15 protein-coding genes, 4 tRNA genes and 1 pseudogene are annotated in these 19,922 nt (G+C 37.3%); 4 read left to right on the plus strand and 16 right to left on the minus strand.

Going from position 1 to position 19,922, the window contains the following annotated elements:
• Positions 1 to 219 precede the first annotated feature (219 nt).
• The 8 genes from AC5YDH_RS12380 to secA form a co-directional block, all read right to left on the minus strand.
• A tRNA-Pro gene (locus tag AC5YDH_RS12380) sits at positions 220 to 296 on the minus strand.
• Positions 297 to 299: 3 nt separating this feature from the next.
• Positions 300 to 375, minus strand: a tRNA-His gene (locus AC5YDH_RS12385).
• A 42-nt stretch (positions 376 to 417) separates the two neighbouring features.
• A tRNA-Arg gene (locus AC5YDH_RS12390) sits at positions 418 to 494 on the minus strand.
• 44 nt (positions 495 to 538) lie between these two features.
• A tRNA-Pro gene (locus AC5YDH_RS12395) sits at positions 539 to 615 on the minus strand.
• 144 nt (positions 616 to 759) lie between these two features.
• Positions 760 to 1,833: a quinolinate synthase NadA gene (gene nadA, locus AC5YDH_RS12400; RefSeq protein WP_496119942.1), complete on the minus strand. Its 1,074-nt coding sequence runs from the start codon at positions 1,831 to 1,833 to the stop codon at positions 760 to 762.
• A 137-nt stretch (positions 1,834 to 1,970) separates the two neighbouring features.
• Positions 1,971 to 3,191, minus strand: coding sequence for a bifunctional glutamate N-acetyltransferase/amino-acid acetyltransferase ArgJ (argJ, locus tag AC5YDH_RS12405; RefSeq protein ID WP_496119943.1), 1,221 nt, complete (start codon positions 3,189 to 3,191; stop codon positions 1,971 to 1,973).
• A 158-nt stretch (positions 3,192 to 3,349) separates the two neighbouring features.
• A complete protein-coding gene (locus tag AC5YDH_RS12410; RefSeq protein ID WP_496119945.1) occupies positions 3,350 to 3,649 on the minus strand; it encodes a hypothetical protein in 300 nt (99 codons plus the stop codon).
• 157 nt (positions 3,650 to 3,806) lie between these two features.
• Positions 3,807 to 6,518, minus strand: a complete 2,712-nt coding sequence (secA, locus tag AC5YDH_RS12415; RefSeq protein ID WP_496119947.1) for a preprotein translocase subunit SecA — start codon at positions 6,516 to 6,518, stop codon at positions 3,807 to 3,809.
• A 331-nt stretch (positions 6,519 to 6,849) separates the two neighbouring features.
• Here secA and AC5YDH_RS12420 point away from each other — a divergent pair, with 331 nt between their 5' ends.
• On the plus strand, positions 6,850 to 7,485 hold the full coding sequence (locus AC5YDH_RS12420) for a peroxiredoxin (protein ID WP_496119949.1): 636 nt from the start codon (positions 6,850 to 6,852) through the stop codon (positions 7,483 to 7,485).
• A gap of 169 nt (positions 7,486 to 7,654) precedes the next feature.
• Positions 7,655 to 8,236: pseudogene (locus AC5YDH_RS12425) on the plus strand (dual specificity protein phosphatase family protein).
• Between the two features lie 23 nt (positions 8,237 to 8,259).
• Here AC5YDH_RS12425 and AC5YDH_RS12430 read toward each other — a convergent pair.
• From AC5YDH_RS12430 to trpA, 4 genes are read right to left on the minus strand one after another with little or no spacing between them, the layout of a single operon-like run.
• Positions 8,260 to 9,234 (minus strand): SPOR domain-containing protein, encoded by a 975-nt coding sequence (locus AC5YDH_RS12430; protein ID WP_496119951.1) that lies wholly within the window; start codon positions 9,232 to 9,234, stop codon positions 8,260 to 8,262.
• Positions 9,231 to 10,514, minus strand: a complete 1,284-nt coding sequence (gene folC / locus AC5YDH_RS12435; protein WP_496119953.1) for a bifunctional tetrahydrofolate synthase/dihydrofolate synthase — start codon at positions 10,512 to 10,514, stop codon at positions 9,231 to 9,233. The genes AC5YDH_RS12430 and folC overlap by 4 nt, the downstream gene beginning before the upstream one ends.
• Entirely contained in the window at positions 10,511 to 11,407 is an 897-nt protein-coding gene (accD, locus tag AC5YDH_RS12440) for an acetyl-CoA carboxylase, carboxyltransferase subunit beta (RefSeq protein WP_496119955.1), read from the minus strand. The genes folC and accD overlap by 4 nt, the downstream gene beginning before the upstream one ends.
• Positions 11,404 to 12,207 carry a tryptophan synthase subunit alpha gene (gene trpA / locus AC5YDH_RS12445; RefSeq protein WP_496119957.1) on the minus strand — a complete coding sequence of 268 codons (804 nt, stop codon included), beginning with the start codon at positions 12,205 to 12,207 and terminating at the stop codon, positions 11,404 to 11,406. The genes accD and trpA overlap by 4 nt, the downstream gene beginning before the upstream one ends.
• A 361-nt stretch (positions 12,208 to 12,568) precedes the next feature.
• Here trpA and AC5YDH_RS12450 point away from each other — a divergent pair, with 361 nt between their 5' ends.
• Together AC5YDH_RS12450 and AC5YDH_RS12455 are read left to right on the plus strand one after the other, a co-directional pair.
• Positions 12,569 to 13,900 carry a Na+/H+ antiporter NhaC family protein gene (locus AC5YDH_RS12450; protein WP_496119959.1) on the plus strand — a complete coding sequence of 444 codons (1,332 nt, stop codon included), beginning with the start codon at positions 12,569 to 12,571 and terminating at the stop codon, positions 13,898 to 13,900.
• Positions 13,901 to 14,097: 197 nt separating this feature from the next.
• Positions 14,098 to 15,936, plus strand: coding sequence for a DUF3413 domain-containing protein (locus AC5YDH_RS12455; protein ID WP_496119961.1), 1,839 nt, complete (start codon positions 14,098 to 14,100; stop codon positions 15,934 to 15,936).
• 77 nt (positions 15,937 to 16,013) lie between these two features.
• Here AC5YDH_RS12455 and AC5YDH_RS12460 read toward each other — a convergent pair whose 3' ends face one another.
• The 4 genes from AC5YDH_RS12460 to AC5YDH_RS12475 all read right to left on the minus strand — a co-directional run bounded on the left by AC5YDH_RS12460 (position 16,014) and on the right by AC5YDH_RS12475 (position 19,800).
• Entirely contained in the window at positions 16,014 to 17,006 is a 993-nt protein-coding gene (locus AC5YDH_RS12460) for a DUF2804 domain-containing protein (RefSeq protein WP_496119963.1), read from the minus strand.
• A 124-nt stretch (positions 17,007 to 17,130) separates the two neighbouring features.
• Positions 17,131 to 17,655 (minus strand): DUF1543 domain-containing protein, encoded by a 525-nt coding sequence (locus AC5YDH_RS12465; RefSeq protein WP_496119965.1) that lies wholly within the window; start codon positions 17,653 to 17,655, stop codon positions 17,131 to 17,133.
• Positions 17,656 to 17,930: 275 nt separating this feature from the next.
• A complete protein-coding gene (gene trpB / locus AC5YDH_RS12470) occupies positions 17,931 to 19,175 on the minus strand; it encodes a tryptophan synthase subunit beta (RefSeq protein ID WP_496119967.1) in 1,245 nt (414 codons plus the stop codon).
• Positions 19,156 to 19,800 carry a phosphoribosylanthranilate isomerase gene (locus AC5YDH_RS12475; protein WP_496119969.1) on the minus strand — a complete coding sequence of 215 codons (645 nt, stop codon included), beginning with the start codon at positions 19,798 to 19,800 and terminating at the stop codon, positions 19,156 to 19,158. Before AC5YDH_RS12475 ends, trpB begins: the two co-directional genes overlap by 20 nt.
• Positions 19,801 to 19,922: the final 122 nt, after the last annotated feature.

Below are 19,922 nucleotides of genomic sequence, written 5' to 3' on the forward strand. Positions count from 1 at the left end.
AAGTATTGAAGTATTGAAGTATTGAAGTATTGAAGTATTGAAGTATTGAAGTATTGAAGTATTGAAGTATTGAAGTATTGAAGTATTGAAGTATTGAAGTATTGAAGTATTGAAGTATTGAAGTATTGAAGTATTTTTCGAACGCTTTATATCTTGTCAAATTTCAGGCATAAAAAAAACCGCTTAATGCGGTATCTTTTATTTCGACCAACTTAAAGTTGGTCGGAGCAGTAGGATTCGAACCTACGACCCCCTGGTCCCAAACCAGGTGCACTACCAGGCTGTGCTATGCTCCGAATTGGGGTGAATGAAGGGGCTCGAACCCTCGACAACCGGAATCACAATCCGGGGCTCTACCAACTGAGCTACAATCACCATTACAACAAGCTTTCAGATTCTACAATCAAACGAACCAAATGGCGCGCCTGACAGGATTCGAACCTGTGACCATCCGCTTAGAAGGCGGATGCTCTATCCAACTGAGCTACAGGCGCATTACCGCTGATATAAAATATCAAGCTTCTTTGCCTTGAAGAATTGGTCGGAGCAGTAGGATTCGAACCTACGACCCCCTGGTCCCAAACCAGGTGCACTACCAGGCTGTGCTATGCTCCGATTCATCTCAGCTTGTATCAAACATGTCGTTCGGTACGGTGTGCATTCTAGGCGTGACGCTCTGTAACGTCAACACCTATATTTAAAAAAATTCAAAAAAATGCTTCAACCGTTTATTTATCAAGCATTTTAGATATTTTTCAATCAATTTTGAGCTTTTAATGCTGCACTAAAGATCAACATTCGATCTAAAGGTAGTTTTGCACGTGTTGCTAAAGCAGAATCAACAAAGATTTCTTGATGCTTTTTTTGTAATACTTCTAAAATTCCATCTAATTCATTCATTGCCATCCATGGACAATGCGCACAAGAGCGACAAGTTGCCCCCTCTCCTGCTGTTGGCGCTTCAATAAGTATCTTATTTGGAACTGCTTGTTGCATTTTGTAGAAAATCCCACGGTCAGTTGCAACAATCAATCTTTCATGCGGCAGTATCTCTGCTGCCTTAATAAGCTGAGATGTACTTCCTACAGCATCTGCTATATCAATAACAGACTCAGGCGACTCAGGGTGCACCAAAACAGCAGCATCTGGGTACAAAGCTTTCATCTGTTCGATACCACGTGCTCGAAATTCTTCATGTACAATGCATGAACCATCCCACAGCAACATATCAGCGCCTGTTTTCTTTTGAATATATCGTCCTAAATGCTGATCTGGCGCCCAAATAATCTTTTCACCCAAACTATCTAAATGTTCAATAATCTCTACCGCACAACTTGATGTAACAACCCAATCGGCTCGCGCTTTTACAGCAGCAGAAGTATTCGCATATACCACAACCGTATAATCAGGGTGTTCATCGCAAAATTTAGTAAACTCATCTACTGGACAGCCCAAATCCAGAGAGCATGTTGCTTCAAGTGTTGGCATAAGTACTGTTTTTTCAGGAGATAAAATTTTAGATGTCTCCCCCATAAATTTAACCCCTGCAACTACTAATGTTTTTGCAGGATGATCTCGACCAAAACGTGCCATTTCCAATGAGTCTGAAACACACCCCCCAGTAAGCTCTGCTAATTCTTGCACTTCAGGATCACAGTAATAATGCGCAACCAATACCGCATTTTGCTTTTCTAACTCTGCTTTTATTTGGGTAAATTTTTCTTGTTTAACATCATCTGCTAAATAAGAATCTTTAGATTCACCTAAGCGATCTAAATGCGCCTGCACAATAGATTTAGCATCATTGGCAATTAAGTTGGTCGCATTATTCATAACAACGTCTTCTCTATCCTTATGGCTTACACGAAGTAAGCGATCCTAACATCTAGTCAATTTTTATTTTTTGACCAGTAAGTAAAAAGTAATGCTTATAAAAAAGCCTCACAACGGAGGCTTTTTAAAATTAAGTTTTATGAACGATAATCCGCATTAATTTTGACATAGTCATAAGATAAGTCACAGGTATATACCGTATCTTTCTCTTGACCCCGACCTAAGTCAACTCGAATCGTCATTTCTGTCTGAGACATAACACGTGCACCCGCCTCTTCCGTATAGTCTTCAGCAGCCCCGCCATCTTTACAGATTTGTACATCATCTAACCAAACTTGAATTTTTTCAACATTTAAATTTGGTACACCAGCATAACCAATTGCAGCTAAAATACGCCCCCAGTTTGGATCTGATGCGAAAATTGCAGTTTTAACAAGTGGTGAATGAGCAATGCTATATGCAATATCACAACATTCTTGGGTATTTTCACCACCTTCAACGGCAACAGTAATAAATTTAGTTGCACCCTCGCCATCACGTACAATCAGCTGTGCTAAACGCTTCATGACACGTGTAAGTACTTCAAGAACTATTGCATAACGAGTATCTGTAGCTGATGTAATTTCCGCACCACCTGCTTGACCTGTTGCAACAAAAATACATGAGTCATTTGTTGAGGTATCGCCATCTACAGTAATACGGTTGAAAGAAACATTAACTGTTTCATTTAAAAGTTGCTGTACCAATTCACGACTAATAGGTGCATCTGTTGCGACATAGCTCAACATAGTTGCCATATTCGGGCGAATCATACCCGCACCTTTTGAAATACCTGTCATGGTATAAGTCACACCATCAAGCTCAAACTGCTCAGATGCGCCTTTAGGTGTTGTATCTGTAGTCATAATGCCTGTTGCAGCATCTAACCAAGAATTTTCATTCAAACTATCTAGAGCAGGTTGCAAACCATTTACCAATCGATCGATTGGAAGCTGCTCACCAATAACACCAGTAGAAAATGGCAGTACTTCAGATGCAGACACACCTGTAAGTTCTGCTAACTTAGCACACGTTTTTTCAGCATTCGCCATACCTGTTTTACCTGTACCCGCATTGGCATTTCCTGTATTAACAATAAGATAACGAGGGTTGGTAATTTTAAGATGCGCTTTAGAAATATGAACAGGTGCTGCACAAAATGCATTTTGTGTAAAAACACCTGCAACATTTGAACCTTCTGCAAATTCAAAAATAACAAGGTCACGTCGGTTTTGGTAACGCACATATGCTTCAGCCGAACCAATTTTTACACCTTTCACCGCATGCATTTGCGGCATAGATACGTCACCTACAGCCATTTTAAAACTTCCAATTTAGTTTTATATAGAAAACCACAGCTTAGTAGAAATTTATCGAAAAATCGAGCAAAAGCACCTGTAGAATGTAACTTTATTCTGTTTTCTATCAATAAAAAAAACCAGCACAAAAGCTGGTTTTAAATTTTTAGTATTTGGAATTATTGCGCAGCCAATAAAGCCTTTTTCGCATTTTTTTGACTTTCTTCAGATAAAGCAGGATTTGACGCCACAATTCGATCTACGGTTGCAGATGTTGCAGGTGCAATAGCTTCTGTTTGAATTAATACAGGTCGTTCATTTGGATTATCTACACTATATTGAATTCCAGTACGGGGACTCACCACCATCACTTTTCCATTTACAACTTGCGCTTGTGTTATCTGTTGTGTCGTATTTGCAAATGAAAGTGCTGGAGCTGCTAATAAAGCAATCATTAATGTTTTTAATACTTTTTTCACTGGACACCCAATATCTAAATTTAATCTGCAATTAAATATCACTTAATGAGCAGAACATCAATTACTAATCGAGATTACTCATTTAATTTCATGTGATACATAAGAAAAAAAAGCAGAACAATTTGTTCTGCTTTTTTTCACTTAGGCTGAATAAAAACTAAATTTTACCGTGACACTGCTTGTACTTCATGCCTGAACCACATGGGCATGGGGCATTACGACTTGCAGGCGCAACAACCTCTTGACTTTCAACAGGAGCTGTTTCAGTTTCTAATGCCGTGAAATCAAACTCAGCCACATCAGAATGAGAAAGGTTTAATTTCATTGCTTCAGCTTGCGCTTGTTGCTGTGCTTCCAAAGCTGCTAACTCTTCAGCTGTTGGCACATGAACTCTAGACAAGTCCATTACAACATCAGATTTAATAACACCCAACATATTTACAAATAAGTTAAATGCTTCTTTTTTGTATTCTTGTTCAGGATTTTTTTGCGCATATCCACGTAAGTGAATACCTTGACGTAAATAATCCATTGCAGCCAAATGATCTTTCCAATGACGATCTAATGAACCCAACATAAAGTGGCGTTCAAGCATTGCAGCAGATTCATCACCCATTTGCTCACGACGGCTACGGTAGCGTTGTAAAATTTCATCGTAAATACGTTCAACTAAAGCTTCTTCATCTAAACGACGATCTTCTTCAAGCCAACGAGAAACTTCCAATTCAACACCAAAATCTTCACGTAATGCAACTTCCAAACCTGGAATATCCCACTGATCATGAATAGACTCAGGTGGAATATAGTTTGCAATTAAACCTTTCACAACTTCTTGATGCATTTCTTCAACATATTCTTGAAGTGTGCTTTCAGCTAAAATTTCATCACGCTGTGAGTAAATAATTTTACGTTGCTCATTATTTACATCATCGTATTTCAATAAGTTTTTACGAATATCGAAGTTACGTGCCTCTACTTTGCGTTGAGCATTTTCAATAGAACGAGAAACCATTTTATGTTCAATTGCTTCATCTTCTTTAAGACCCATTGCACGCATCATGCCGACAATACGGTCACCTGCGAAAATACGCATCAAGTCATCTTCAAGAGATAAATAGAAACGAGAAACACCTGGGTCACCTTGACGACCTGCACGACCACGCAATTGGTTATCAATACGACGAGATTCATGGCGTTCTGAACCAATAATGTGTAAACCACCCGATGCAAGTACAGCATCATGGCTTTTTTCCCATTCTGCTTTTAAACGAGCTTCATCTTCAGCTGTCGGATTTTCAATTTTGGCAAGTAGTGCTTTCCAGTTACCGCCCAAAAGAATATCCGTACCACGACCAGCCATATTTGTTGCAATTGTTACTGCACGCGGAGCACCTGCTTGCGCAATAATATCTGCTTCACGCTCATGTTGTTTTGCATTAAGTACTTCGTGTGCAACACCTGCTTCGCGCAACTTATCAGATAAAATTTCAGATGCTTCAATAGTTGCTGTACCAATCAAAATTGGTGCAACGCCCGCTTCATGAACACGTTGAATCTCTTGAATAATTGCAGAATATTTACCATTACGGTTTAAATAAATTAAATCGTTTTCATCCTTACGAACCATTGGACGATGCGTAGGAATAAGCACAACATCTAAACCATAAATTTCTTTCATTTCCGCAGCTTCTGTATCTGCTGTACCTGTCATACCAGATAATTTTTTATATAAACGGAAATAGTTTTGGAATGTTGTTGTTGCTAAAGTTTGGTTTTCAGGTTGAATTTCCAAACCTTCTTTCGCTTCTACTGCTTGGTGTAAACCTTCAGACCAACGACGGCCCGGCATAGTACGACCTGTATTTTCATCAACAATAATAACTTCACCATCATTAATAATATAGTGAACATTACGTTGATATAAATAATGTGCGCGAATTGCAGCAGTGACATGGTGTACAAGATTTAAGTTTGCAGAAGAATACAAGCTCTCGCCTTCTGCCAACAAGCCCATTGCAATAAGTTCACTTTCTACTGTTTCAAAACCAATTTCAGTCATTTCAACTGAACGTTGTTTTTCATCAATCCAGAAATGACCACCATCTGCAACTTTTTCTTCTTTTTGTGCATGTAACTTAGGTGGAATCGCATTAATAGCTGCATAAAGCTGTGAAGAGTCTTCACTTTGACCCGAAATGATCAGAGGAGTACGCGCTTCATCAATTAAGATTGAGTCAACTTCATCGATAATTGCATAAATTAAACCACGCTGTTTCTTTTCACCTAAAGAAAACACCATGTTGTCACGTAGGTAATCGAAACCAAATTCATTATTTGTCCCGTAGGTAATATCTGCTTTATATGCTTCAGATTTTTCCATTGGATCTTGCATTGAGTAAATCACACCAATGCTTAAACCCAAGAATTCAAATAATGGACGGTTTAACTCAGCATCACGTTGTGCCAAGTAATCATTCACAGTAATTACATGAACACCTTGACCACTAATTGCATTTAAATAGCAGGCAAGCGTCCCCATAAGTGTTTTACCTTCACCAGTACGCATTTCTGCAATTTTACCTTCATGAAGTGTAATACCACCTACAATCTGAACATCATAATGACGCATCCCCATAATACGTTTTGCCGCTTCACGGCAAACTGCAAATGCTTCTGGTAAAAGCTTATCTAAACTTTCACCTTTATTATAACGTTGTTTAAATTCTTCGGTTTTTGCAGATAAGTCCGCATCACTTAAAGCTGATATCGTCGGCTCGAGCGCATTAACTTTTTCAACAATTTTGCGCATGCGTTTAAGTTCGCGCTCATTTTTAGTACCGAAGATTCCTCCGATTAGACTTGCCAACATGAATAGACTCTCTAAATCTTGCTTATCAAAATAAGTTTTTCTTAGTCGTTATTATGGTGCTAGAAATTTGAAGTACAAGGGTTTTGCACAAAACCAATATAAAAATAATCTTCTCTTTGCTAAACACTGAAACCTAAGGGGAAATAATGTATCAAATTTTAATCTTTCTATATATAGATAAGTCTTGATTTTATCGGTTGTTTTTTATTTATAGATGGACTTATATATTCAATAAAAAGATAAACAACACACAAAAATATATTTTATTTTGCTAAAGAATTCATCCATATTATTTTTCAACGAATAAAACATTAAATATACCGAGGAAAAAATGAGTTTACGTTTAGGCGATATCGCACCGAATTTCACACAAGATTCTAGCTTAGGGCAAATTAACTTTTATGACTTTTTAGGCGATAGTTGGGGGATTTTATTCTCTCATCCTGCCGATTACACACCCGTTTGCACAACAGAGCTTGGTTTTACAGCAAAACTCAAAGATGAGTTTTCAAAACGTGATGTAAAAGCCATTGCTTTATCAGTAGATTCTGTTGAATCACATTATGGTTGGATTCAAGATATTAATGAAACTCAGAATACCACTGTAAACTTTCCAATTATTGCCGACCAAGACCGCAAGGTTTCTACGCTTTATGATTTCATTCATCCTAATGCAAGTGAAACACTAACAGTACGCTCTTTAGTCATTATTGATCCAAATAAGAAAGTACGTTTAATTATTACTTACCCTGCTTCAACGGGTCGTAATTTTAATGAAATCTTACGTGTGGTTGATTCTTTACAACTGACCGACTACCATAAAGTGGCAACACCCGCAAACTGGCAACAAGGTGATGATGTTGTTATTGTACCCTCATTAAAAGATGAAGCTGAAATTCAACAGCGGTTTCCTAAAGGCTATACCGCAATAAAACCCTATTTACGCTTAACAGCCCAACCTGAATAATAACTAAAACTTTATCTTATAAACTTTCTTTGACGAGCCTAAGTTTCTAAGATTTTTAAAACCTGTATGATCACAGGTTTTTTTATTCCTTATTTTTCAGCTAGACTCTTTTAGTCACTTTTTAAATTATTTTTAATTCTATTCACGACTATTAATTATTAATACAACTATGAAAATTTTACATCTTCTTGCTTGTCTCATTTTAAATGTATCACTCTCTGGATGTATTACAAGTTCAACTCTTGCTACTAGTTCACGCCCAACAACGTGGGGAATGCAAATTAATCAGGCAAATAATTTTTATCAAATTAGCAACCATATCTATAGAAGTGAGCAACCCAATACCACCTTAATTACAGACCTTCAAAAACATAATATTCAGGTTGTCATTAACTTAAGAACTCGAAATGAAGATGCTAAAGTATTAAAAAACCAAAATTTAACATTGGTTCAAATTCCAATAAACACATGGTCAATGAATCGTGAAGACATATTAAAAGTAATGCAAGCAATTCAAAAAGCTCAAGAAAAAGACCAAAATGTATTAATTCATTGCTATCACGGTTAAGATCGTACGGGTGCATCTATTGCAATGTATCGCATTATTTTTGAAAACTGGACAACAAAAGAAGCTTTAAGAGAGATGAAATATGGCGGATATGGTTTTCATCCTATTTGGGTCAATATTGAAAAAATATTTAGCCCTAAAAATATAAAATGGATTCGACAACAACTATCGAACCCATCTTAATTAATGCACGCTGATGTATTGAATTAGTTACGTTTATCCAAAGGTACCCAATCAATCACCCAAGCAGACTTCATGCCTAAACTTGCATCTGCTGCAATCTTCTTACGTGTAGAGTCGGCTGTTTCACGATCTTTCGATGGCCCAACCATAATACGAATCCCTTTGGATGTTGGACTCTTTGTTACTTTATAGCCTTTTGCTCGAAGTTTTGCAGAAACCGCATCTGCATTTGCCTCATTTACAGCAAGCGCAACTTGTACCATCCATTGTTTATCACCATTTTCAAGTAAATCACGTGCTTTTTCAGCTTCAGCTTTTTTCTTAGCATCTGCCTGACGTTTTTCATCTGCCTTTTTCTTTTCTTCCGCTTTACGCTTTTCTTCGGCTTTCAGCTTTTCATTGGCTTTTTGTTTTGCTTCAGCTTCAGCTTTTTTCTTTGCTTCAGCTTCACGTGCTAATTCAATTTTTTTCTGTTTTTCAGCATCTTGCTTTTCTTGCTCAGCTTTTAACTGAGTTGCCTTCTGCTGATCTAACTTTTTTTGTGCTGCCAACTTTTCTTCAGCCAAGCGCTTTTGTTTGGCTTTTTCATCTTCAATTAGTTCTGGTGGAATATTATCAGAGCTTTGGTTTGCACCTGTACGACGTGCATTCATTGCCGCATACTCTTCTGCTGCTTTACGGGCAGCTTCTGCTTCTGCTTGTTGCTGTGTTGCTAAGAATTCAGCTGCTCGTGCTTCTTGCTCAGCCACCGCTTTTTCACGCGAACGCTTTTGTTCTTCAAGCAAGCGTTTTTCTGTTTCAACATCCACAGTTAAAGGCTGAAGTTGAACCATTTCACCTTCAGTATTTTTATCGTGTTGTTGAGCAAGCTCAATTTGTTCGGGCGCATTCACATTATTTTGATGTATTTCTTCTTTACCCTTAAGAAGCAAGGCTGCCAACAAAACACCGCCACCTAATAAAACAACACCGCCCATCCAGCGCTGTTTGTTATTCATTGACATTCTTCCAAATACTCCCATACGGCTTCTAATGTGTGAAATGAACCACACACTAAGATCAGCTGATTATTCTTTGATTCATTAATAGCTGATTGAAACGCCAACTTAACACTTTCAAAGTGTTCTACATTTTGTCCTACGAGTGCTTCATCCAGTTGATATATTTCTGCTGCACGAGGCACTATTAATGGTGCAATTTTCCACATTAATACAGTATCTTTCAACAACTGTGCAACAGAATTTATGTCTTTATCTGTCAACATTGAAAAAACACTGACAACTTCTGTAAATTGTTTATTGTAATTTAAATAGTTTTTTAATTGTTTTAATAAGAATTCAACGCCATGCGGATTGTGTCCTGCATCAAAAATCACAGTTTTTCCTGCAATTTCTCTAATTTCAAAACGCCCTTGTAACTGAGCATCTGTAATACCTTGAGCGATTGCATTTTGTGAAATTTTCAAACCACTCACTAAAATTGCAGCAACCGCTGTTGATATATTTTCTAAAGCTAAACGCCCTGTAGGTAACTGCAATGTTGTACCTGAAGATGCAAAAAACCAAGATTGTCCATTTTCAGCAAAGCGATAAAAATAATCACGATTCACTGCCGACAAATTGGCATTGCATTCATTTACTTTATCTAATATTGCCTGTGGAATGTCTTGTAAACCACCAAAAACAACTGGAATATTCGGACGAATAATTCCTGCTTTTTCAAAAGCAATTTTTTCAACGGTATCGCCTAACCAATCGGTATGATCTAAACCAATATTAGTGATTACCGCGACATTGAGGTCAACAACATTTACAACATCTAAACGCCCACCCAACCCCACTTCTAATACCCAAGCATCACATTGTTGATCTTTAAAAATCACAAATGCGGCGAGTGTTGTAGCCTCAAAGAAAGAAAGCGAAAGATTACATTCACGACGTGCAACATCAACTTTCACAAAAGCATTAACTAAGGTTTGATCATCCACTTCTAAACCAGAAAGTTTTACACGTTCATTAAATCGATAAATATGTGGAGATTGGTATAGCCCAACATTGTAACCTTGTGCTTTTAAAATTGCCGCCAAAGTTGTTGTTGTTGAGCCTTTACCGTTTGTACCTGCAACAGTAAAAACTTTTGCATTGGGCCGTGTAACACCAAGCTTTTCAGCAACAGGGATAACACGTTCTAAACCTAAATCAATCCCCGTAACGTGAACATGGCTCCAATAATCGAGCCATGTGTTTAGAGAGTCTGTTGCAAGTGGTGCTGTGTTCAAGGCAAATTCATCAATTTCGTCACAATGCGATATACAGTATCACGTAATGCATGACGATGAACAATTTGATCGACTACACCATGATCAAGTAAATATTCAGCACGTTGGAATGGTTCTTCCAATTTTTCACGTACAGTTTGTTCAATAACACGTTTACCAGCAAAACCGATCATCGCTTTTGGTTCAGCAAGATGAACATCACCTAGCATTGCCAATGATGCTGTTACACCACCATATACAGGGTGTGTTAAAACTACGATATATGGCAAACCTGCTTCTTTCATGCGTTGAATTGCAGCAGATGTACGCGCCATTTGCATAAGAGACAACATGCCCTCTTGCATACGCGCACCGCCTGAAGCAGCAAAGCAGATTAACGGTTGTTTTGTAGCAATTGCACGTTCAGCAGCTTGTACAAAACGATCGCCTACAACAGTACCCATTGAACCGCCCATAAAGTCGAATTCAAAAGCACATGCAATCATAGGTACATTTTTTAAAGTACCTTGCATGACAACAAGTGCTTCTGTTTCACCTGTTTTAGCTTGAGCTTCAGACATACGATCTGGATAAGGTTTACTGTCAATAAATTTCAGTGGATCTTTTGCTTTAAATTCTTGACCTAGTTCGCTATTTACTTGATCAAAGAACCACGTTAAACGTTCACGCGCTTTCATACGTAAATGTTCATCACACTGTGGACAAACATAAGCATTGAAAGACATAGCTGTACGTGTCACCAAAGCATGACATTCAGAACACTCAATGGTGGGTTCTGTAAATGTAGATTTATAGACTTGCTGTTCATCTGGAACATGAATACTTGGAACAGCACGATCTGTCCACGGCGTAGTAGGGCTAAGAATCTTCCCTGTTTTCACTTCTTGACTCATACTAACTCATCGAGCGCAGCTCGAAGCTCCTTAACTTTATTAACCGTTTCTATAGCGGCTTGTTCTGGTGTTAAGTTCGCAAACTGTTTTACAAAAGCACTTCCAACGATTACAGCATCTGCCACACCACCCATTGCTTTTGCAGAGGTAGCATCGCTAATACCAAAACCAACACCAACTGGAATATTTGTTTCAGCTTTAATTTTCTGGATACGAGCAGCTGCTTCAGAAACATCTAATGTTGCAGCACCTGTCACCCCTTTCAAAGATACATAGTAGATAAAACCACTTGCCTGTTTCACAACGTGTTTAATACGTTGATCTGTAGATGTCGGTGCTAATAAGAAAATTTGATCCATATCAAATTTTTTCAAAACAACATCTAAATCGTGTGCTTCTTCTGGCGGTAAATCCACAAGTAGAACACCATCTACACCACATTCACTGGCATAAGACACAAACTTTTCATAACCAATTACTTCAACAGGATTCAAATATCCCATTAATACAACAGGTGTTTCTGTATCTTTTTGACGAAACTCTTTTACCATATTCAAAGCATCTAAGGTATTTGTTCCACCTGCCAATGCGCGTTCTGCCGCAAGAGCAATAACTGGACCATCTGCCATAGGGTCTGAAAATGGAAGACCGAGTTCAATCACATCTACCCCTGCTTCAACCATATTATGCAATAACGGAACGGTTACTTGCGGTTGAGGGTCACCTGCCATGACATACGAAACTAAAGCCTTACGCTGTTGAGATTTAAGCTGTGCAAATCGAGTGGCTAAACGTGACATAGGGTTGTACTTTCCTTGAATTATTTAAAACTGAGGAGTTGCTTTTGTAGAAATACAAGACAATGCATTGTAACGCTATTTTTTACTCAATGAATAGCTCTCAATTCTTGCTTTTGATATTCCATTTGCAAATCTTCTTGATCAGAACAATCCGAAAGATATATTTACCAATATTTCGTTTTTTTACACAATGATCAAAGATGCCTATTTTTAGCTTTTCTAAATTTTCCAATATTTTAGATAAACTTAGATTTATTTTAAAATATTGATAAAAATAAATTGCTTAGCATTTACATTTAAAAATTACTGAAATAGCAAAACCTGCATTATACTAAGCACATTCTTATTTTTTTTATCTCCTATGACCTCCCACCACTCTACAAAAGTGCATGCTCGTGCCATCGCACTACTCCCTCTTATTATTTTTTTATCGCTATTTTTAGGCAGTGGGGTTTATCACTCAATCATTGGCACAGAGCTCGCTTTTTATCAAATTAAAGCGCCTGTAGCGGCTATTCCTGCAATTATTGTGGCAGTTTTATTGTATCGAGATAAGCTTAATGTCGGCATTGAAGAATTTTTAAAAGGTGCAAGCCATCCAAATTTAATTCTCATGTTTATGGTGTTTATGCTTGCTGGTGCATTTGCAAGTACAAGTAGTGCTATTGGTAGCGTAGATGCAACTGTACAACTGGGTTTATCTATTATTCCTCCTTCATTTGTACTACCAATGCTGTTTCTAATTTCTGCATTTATTGCGACAGCAATGGGTACATCTATGGGAACTATTGCAGCCTGTGCACCTATTGCCTTTGGTTTCTCTCAAGCAACAGAGATCGCACCTGTTTTAGCTATTGGTGCGGTTGTTGGTGGCTCTATGTTTGGCGATAACTTATCAATGATTTCTGATACAACCATTGCTGCAACAAATAGCCTGAAAGTTCAACTTAGAGATAAATTCAGAGTCAATGTTTGGATTGCTGTTCCTGCTGCAATCATTACTATTTTCATTTATGTAATGTTAAGTCATAGCGCACAAGACATTCATTATAAAACTTATGATCTGTGGCTCGTTTTACCTTATATCACTGTTTTTGTTTTAGCTTTTACACGATTACATGTATTGGCAGTATTAACTATTGGGGTCATTTTATCTGGCATTATTGGCTTAGCTAATTCATCCAATTTTGACTTTTTACAGTTCAATAATGCCATTTATGGTGGCTTCGTGGGCATGTTTGAAGTCGCTTTACTTTCAATGTTTTTAGGTGGTTTATCTGCCATTATGCAAAAAGAAGGTGGTTTAGAATGGCTTATTCAACGTATTTATAAAATCACTCGACTATTTAATGTTGGTAAACAGCGTGCTGGTGAAATTGGAATTAGTCTTCTTGTTGTTTGCTCTAACTTATTTGTAGCTAACAATACTGTTGCCATTATCCTGTCTGGCAATATGACTAGAGAAATAGCTAAAGAATACAATGTAGATCCGAAACGTGCCGCAGCTTTACTTGATATTTTTTCTTGCATTACTCAAGGCTTAATTCCTTATGGAGCACAGCTTTTATTGGCTTGCTCAATTGCCCAAATTTCTCCAGTAGAACTTATAGGCAGTATTTATTACTGTTGGGTACTTGCCATCTTTGCACTCTTATCCATTATTTTACGTTTTCCAAAACTTAAACAAATATAAATTTTAGGCGGTCTTTATGACCGCTTTTTTATATCTATTATTCCATCAAAGCTTTGTAATATTGAATCAGCCATCCATTTACAACAACCTAACGAATAGTTTTTATTCAATAACTGATATTTTAAGTTTATGATATACCCCTTTAAAAGTTGAGCTTCTAGCTTAACCCACCCAATTTATATTAAAGCGTGCTGTTTATGCCTTTTAAAACAAAACTACATAGCTACGGATATTTTATTGCAATAAATGCCATTATTGCGATGTTAATTTCTTGCAGATACTTTTCAGTCATGCCAGAGATTCCTACAGATACTCTAGGCTTTAGCTTTTTAGTCTCAAGTATTATTTCCCACATGGCAACAATGACCGCTTTAGTTGGTCTAATTCTTATTCCCTTTTTACTCTTACCGAATATTCCACGTCGTTTGATCATTTCAGGAATAAGTGCATTTACGCTTATTGTCTTATTTATAGATACGATTGTTTTCTCTCAATATCGCTTTCATATCAGTATGGTGATGCTTGAATTAGTGATGTCTGGGCAGGTTGTAAGCTTCCCGTTATCAACATGGTTCATGACCATTTTTAGCATATTAGCGTTATGGGCTTTGCAATATGTTCTTATGGTTAAGTTAGAAAATAAAATCCCTCTCCCACAATGGAAGCTAGGTAAAAAGTTTGTTTGGGTCACTTTTATCACGCTATTAATTTCTCACGGTATTCACGTTTGGGCTGCTGCAAATGTCTATCAACCTGTAACCATGACCAAAAAATATTTACCACTATTCCAGCCATCTTCCTCAACGGCAACAATGCGTAAAATGGGTTGGATTGATGAAGAGGCAATCAAAAAACAACAAGAAATGACAATCAACAGTAATAGTGATTTAAATTATCCATTACAACCTATTCAAACCCAAACTGTAAGTAAACCTATCAACATTGTTTTTATTGTTGTGGATTCTTGGCGCGCAGATACCTTCAATGCTGAAACCAGTCCAAATATGTGGGCATATGCACAGAAGGGGAAAATTTTAAACAACCATATTTCCTCTGGTAATGCGACACGTACAGGTATTTTTGGTTTGTTCTACGGTATTCCAGGTACATATTGGCAAAGTGTTTTATCAAATCGTAAAACCCCAGTATTCATAGATCGCTTACAAGCAATGGATTACCAATTAGGTATTTTTGCAGCGGCTAAACTTACCAATCCAGAGTTTGACAGAACTATTTTCGCCAAAGTTCCCAACTTACGTATTAGTTCAGTTGGAAGTTCGCCAGATGGTTTAGATGTTGGCTTAACTCAAGACTGGTTAACATGGTTCGACAATCGTAATAAAAATAAACCAACTTTCTCATTCTTATTTTACGATTCGCCACATGGATATGCTTTCCCTAAAGATTATCCTCATCAATTTAAGCCTATGCTTGAAGAAGTCAATTATCTTAAATTAAGCAATGATACAGATCGCTCACTCATGATGAATCGCTATAAAACAAGCGTACATTATGTAGATAGCTTAATTAAACAAGTACTTGATAAAATTAAAGCTTCAGGTGAAGAAGATAATACTCTTGTTATTATTACAGGTGACCATGGTCAAGAAGTAAATGACAATATGGAAAACTTCTGGGGGCATAACGGCAACTTTACAGACCCTCAAGTTAAAGTACCTTTTGCCATAATTGGTCCTAAAATCAATGACTCTGAACTCACAAAATTAGATTCAAAAATGTTTACTAGTCATCATGATGTTGTACCAACATTAATGAAAAACTATTTAGGTGTCACCAACAACATCAAAGATTATTCGACTGGTGAAGACCTCATGGGCACAGAGATAAAACGTGATTGGATTCTTTCTTCAAGTTATAGCCGCTACGCAGTCATTACTGAAAAAGACATTCTAGAGGTGGGTGCTGTTGGTCAATATGATTTCTTAAATAAGTCAAATAAACCAATCAAAGATCAGCAATTTAATGGTCAATATTTACAAAGTGCTTTAGAACAAATGAGTCGCTTTAATAAATAGACTCATTTAGAGATCTTATGGTAATAAAAAAGGCTTCTTAGGAAGCCTTTTTTTACTCACTTAAATTTACAATGCGATCACCACTTTGCGTAATGCTGTTCGAGCAAACCATATTCATTACTCAAAACAACCTCTTGATCATCTTGTAAAATTGTTCCACTTATTTTTGCTTGCCACTGACTAAATTGGCTTCCAACTAATCTTAAATTTAAATTCTCATAACGACGCCACCCTGTTGTGACAGTCAAATTTAAAGACTCATCGAGTGATTGAATAGCCCATTGCGTATCTGAAATTTGCTGAAATAAAACATCCAACAAGGCATATAACTTACCATTTACCCATAAGCTATTTTCATTACCAAAGCTTTCATTTACACCAGAAGCTAAATTAATTCCTATACGATGATTCTGATTATCCCAAAAATTACACGACAACCAAAACCATGCCGTTTCTGGTCTTAAAAAACCACATGTATCATCTAAAGCCGCAAAAGTTCGCTCATTAAATTGAATCGTTTGACCTTTTTTATTAATAAAAAAACCTTCACAACCCAAAGTTGTCAATTTTTGTGTATATGTCCAACCATTAATTCCATTTGGACTACATAAACTTAAAGGAGTTGTACCCGCACAAAAGGTTCTCATGCTCAATAATATTTCGCCATGCTTTGTAACCGTAATATAACGTGCACCATTTGCATGCTGCATTTCAATTTGATACGGGCTATTTGTAAAATGGCTGTGATTAAATAAGGGTTGCTCATCAACTCGAGTATTTCGAGCAAATGGTGTAATCGCATTCCACTCTAGAACATCATCTAATACATGATCATAAATATAAAAAAAACCATGCCCTGCCCAGCCAATATCTACTACAGCAACACCAAGACTATAATGTTCATGCTGAATGGAGCAAAATTTAAATTTTTTATACTTTAAATGCTTTCTCCACCCAGTTAAGGACTTTCCGTAAGGTGTTTTATAATCATATTTACTCACATCTATGCTTGATGGTAGTTCTAAAAAGCGACCATATCGAGGCTGTCCATTCGATTGAATCAAATCCATTTTTTATAATTCCTACCATGTGCATGCTTTGTTATTTATAAGCAGAAATTTACAATAACAAAGGATAAGCTAAGATTTAAAATCTTATGTACAACTTGAAATATTTTCTAATATTTTTTATCTATCAGAGTGATTCAGAATTCACCATTAAATAATCATTTTGCCAAATATTTGCATTAAAAGCCCCTTCCACAAGCTGAATATAGCACCCATGAACATGATCAATGGCAATACAATCATCTACATCTAAAATACGGTCTGTATGTTTTTTCTGCCAATGGCTCGCATATTGAGTTTTTGCTTGAGCTTTTGCTTCTACTGCATTTTCAGCAACAATCAATACATAACGATGAAGCTCACCAAACTCTTTTTCATCGTATCCACCTAAGTTAATTAACCATAATTTTGGATCGGTTAGTTTGGGATGTGCTTGGCTAAATTGAATTTTGTAAGATTTTCCTAAATGCTCTACACCATTTATTTTTGCCCATGCATCAATATGTAAGCCATTTTTTTCACCAAACCATGCATCACGTAATTGATCATAAGTTTCTTCCAATGTTTCACCTACCGTCAAAACAACATCATGAACCTCAATATTTGCACGTACATGACGACCACCGAGCATGGTAATAAATAGGCTTGGCATAAAAAATCCGTTGGCTTTAGGCTAGGTACTTCATCATACGCCAATGTGAGTTTGCTCACTATTGAAAATATTGAGTAACTCTTATTGTTCTTTGTTATAGATTATTAAAACCCATTTAAACAATAATCCTCTCCAATCCCTCCTTTAAAAACAGAGGGGAACTTTTATGGCATATTAAAAAATCGCATCCAATTGCTTGAATACGATTTCTAATCCTCCCCCCCATTTCTAAGGAGGGCTATTCCCTCTTTACTAAAGAGGGTTAGGGAGATTCTTTACATCTCAACCATTTCCACACCATCAATACGTGCAACAGTCATCAAGTCTTTATCACCACGACCTGAAACAGTCGCAATAATAATTTGATCTTTAGACATAGTTGGAGCAAGTTTTGTCACGTATGCCATAGCATGAGAACTTTCTAATGCAGGAATAATCCCTTCAATTTTCGTTAAATCACGGAAACCTTGAAGTGCTTCTTGGTCATTAATTGGCACATATTCCACACGATTCATATCTTTTAAGAAACTGTGCTCTGGTCCAACACCTGGATAATCCAAACCTGCTGAAATTGAATGTGTTTCAATAATTTGACCTTGTTCATCAGACATCAAATACGTACGATTGCCATGAAGCACACCCACATGACCTGCGTTTAGCGGTGCAGAGTGTTTACCTGTTTCAATGCCGTAGCCTGCTGCTTCAACACCATACATTTTTACATCTTGATCATTCAAGAAAGGATAGAACAAGCCCATTGCATTTGAACCACCACCTACACATGCTACTAATGCATCTGGTAAGCGACCTGCTTGTTCTTGAATTTGACGACGTGCTTCACGACCAATAATCGATTGGAAATCACGAACCAATTGCGGATATGGATGTGGCCCTGCCACGGTACCAATCACATAGTAAGTTGAATCTACATTGGTAACCCAATCACGCATTGCTTCGTTCATGGCATCTTTCAATGTTTTAGAGCCACTTTCTACAGGTATAACAGTCGCACCAAGCAAACGCATACGATATACGTTCATTGCTTGACGTTTTACATCTTCTGCACCCATAAATACAACGCATTCAAGACCTAAACGGGCTGCAATTGTTGCTGTTGCAACACCATGCTGACCTGCGCCTGTCTCAGCAATAATACGTTTTTTTCCTGAAAGTTTTGCAAGAAGTGCCTGACCAATCGTGTTATTTACTTTGTGAGAACCTGTATGGTTTAGATCTTCACGTTTCAAATAAATTTGTGCACCACCTAACTCTTTCGACCATCGTTCTGCATGATATAAAGGACTAGGACGCCCTACATAAAATGCTAAATCGCGGTCGAATTCTGCCAAAAACTGCTCGTCATTTTTCATGCGGAAATAGAGTTTTTCTAAATCTTCTAATGCCGCCATAAGCGTTTCTGACACAAAACGTCCGCCATGGATACCAAAATGCCCACGTTCATCTGGGTATTGGGTATAGTCAATCACTGGGTTGTTGTGATTAGTACTTTGCTGATCCACGATGGACTCCTTGCATAAATCGTTCAATGAGTTGTTGGTCTTTTATACCTTTTGCGGATTCAACGCCTCCGCTGACATCTACGGCGTATGCCTTGGTCGTCTTTATAGCGTCTTCAATATTTTCAGGCTTTAAACCGCCTGCCAATATCAGGGGTATATCGAGTTGTGGAAATTGAGACCAATCGAAAGAATGTCCCGTTCCACCTTTTAATTCTGGATGCCATGCATCTAAAAGCATTGCGCTTGCACCTGCTTTTTGAAATTGCAGGATACTCGTAACAACATCAGTATCAGGTTTAACTTGAATGGCTTTGTACCAGCGTCTGCCTGTAACTTGAGCAATGCGTTGGCATTGTTCTGGTGTTTCATCTCCATGAAACTGTATAACATCTAATGATACGCTTTGCAGTGTTTTTAATATTTCTTCTTCAGATGCATTTACAAATAATCCAACTGTTTGCACATAAGCAGGTACATGTTTAACAAGTTGTTCTGCTTGTTCAATGCTGACATGTCTTGGACTTGGTGGAAAAAATACAAAACCAATAGCGTCTGCACCTGACTTTACAACAGATGTAACATCTTCAGCGCGAGTAATTCCACAAATTTTTACACGGGTACGCATTTTTATTGCTCTCGCTGCGCCACATTTATAGCCCATCTATAAATATAAAGGCGAATCATTGTAATGCAATTTTTCTACCTTGCGTAAAGTTCATACGCAATATTATTGACGAAGATTGTTTA

The sequence above is a fragment of the Acinetobacter sp. FY683 genome (assembly GCF_059515885.1).

Excerpts from the sequence above, each read along its gene's own strand:
- AC5YDH_RS12465 (WP_496119965.1), bottom strand. The coding sequence starts at position 17,655 with ATGCCAAGCCTATTTATTACCATGCTCGGTGGTCGTCATGTACGTGCA.
- AC5YDH_RS12460 (WP_496119963.1), bottom strand. The coding sequence starts at position 17,006 with ATGGATTTGATTCAATCGAATGGACAGCCTCGATATGGTCGCTTTTTA.
- AC5YDH_RS12420 (WP_496119949.1), top strand. The coding sequence starts at position 6,850 with ATGAGTTTACGTTTAGGCGATATCGCACCGAATTTCACACAAGATTCT.
- trpA (WP_496119957.1), bottom strand. The coding sequence starts at position 12,207 with ATGTCACGTTTAGCCACTCGATTTGCACAGCTTAAATCTCAACAGCGT.
- AC5YDH_RS12450 (WP_496119959.1), top strand. The coding sequence starts at position 12,569 with ATGACCTCCCACCACTCTACAAAAGTGCATGCTCGTGCCATCGCACTA.
- secA (WP_496119947.1), bottom strand. The coding sequence starts at position 6,518 with ATGTTGGCAAGTCTAATCGGAGGAATCTTCGGTACTAAAAATGAGCGC.
- accD (WP_496119955.1), bottom strand. The coding sequence starts at position 11,407 with ATGAGTCAAGAAGTGAAAACAGGGAAGATTCTTAGCCCTACTACGCCG.
- AC5YDH_RS12475 (WP_496119969.1), bottom strand. The coding sequence starts at position 19,800 with ATGCGTACCCGTGTAAAAATTTGTGGAATTACTCGCGCTGAAGATGTT.
- AC5YDH_RS12455 (WP_496119961.1), top strand. The coding sequence starts at position 14,098 with ATGCCTTTTAAAACAAAACTACATAGCTACGGATATTTTATTGCAATA.
- AC5YDH_RS12430 (WP_496119951.1), bottom strand. The coding sequence starts at position 9,234 with ATGAATAACAAACAGCGCTGGATGGGCGGTGTTGTTTTATTAGGTGGC.
- argJ (WP_496119943.1), bottom strand. The coding sequence starts at position 3,191 with ATGGCTGTAGGTGACGTATCTATGCCGCAAATGCATGCGGTGAAAGGT.
- nadA (WP_496119942.1), bottom strand. The coding sequence starts at position 1,833 with ATGAATAATGCGACCAACTTAATTGCCAATGATGCTAAATCTATTGTG.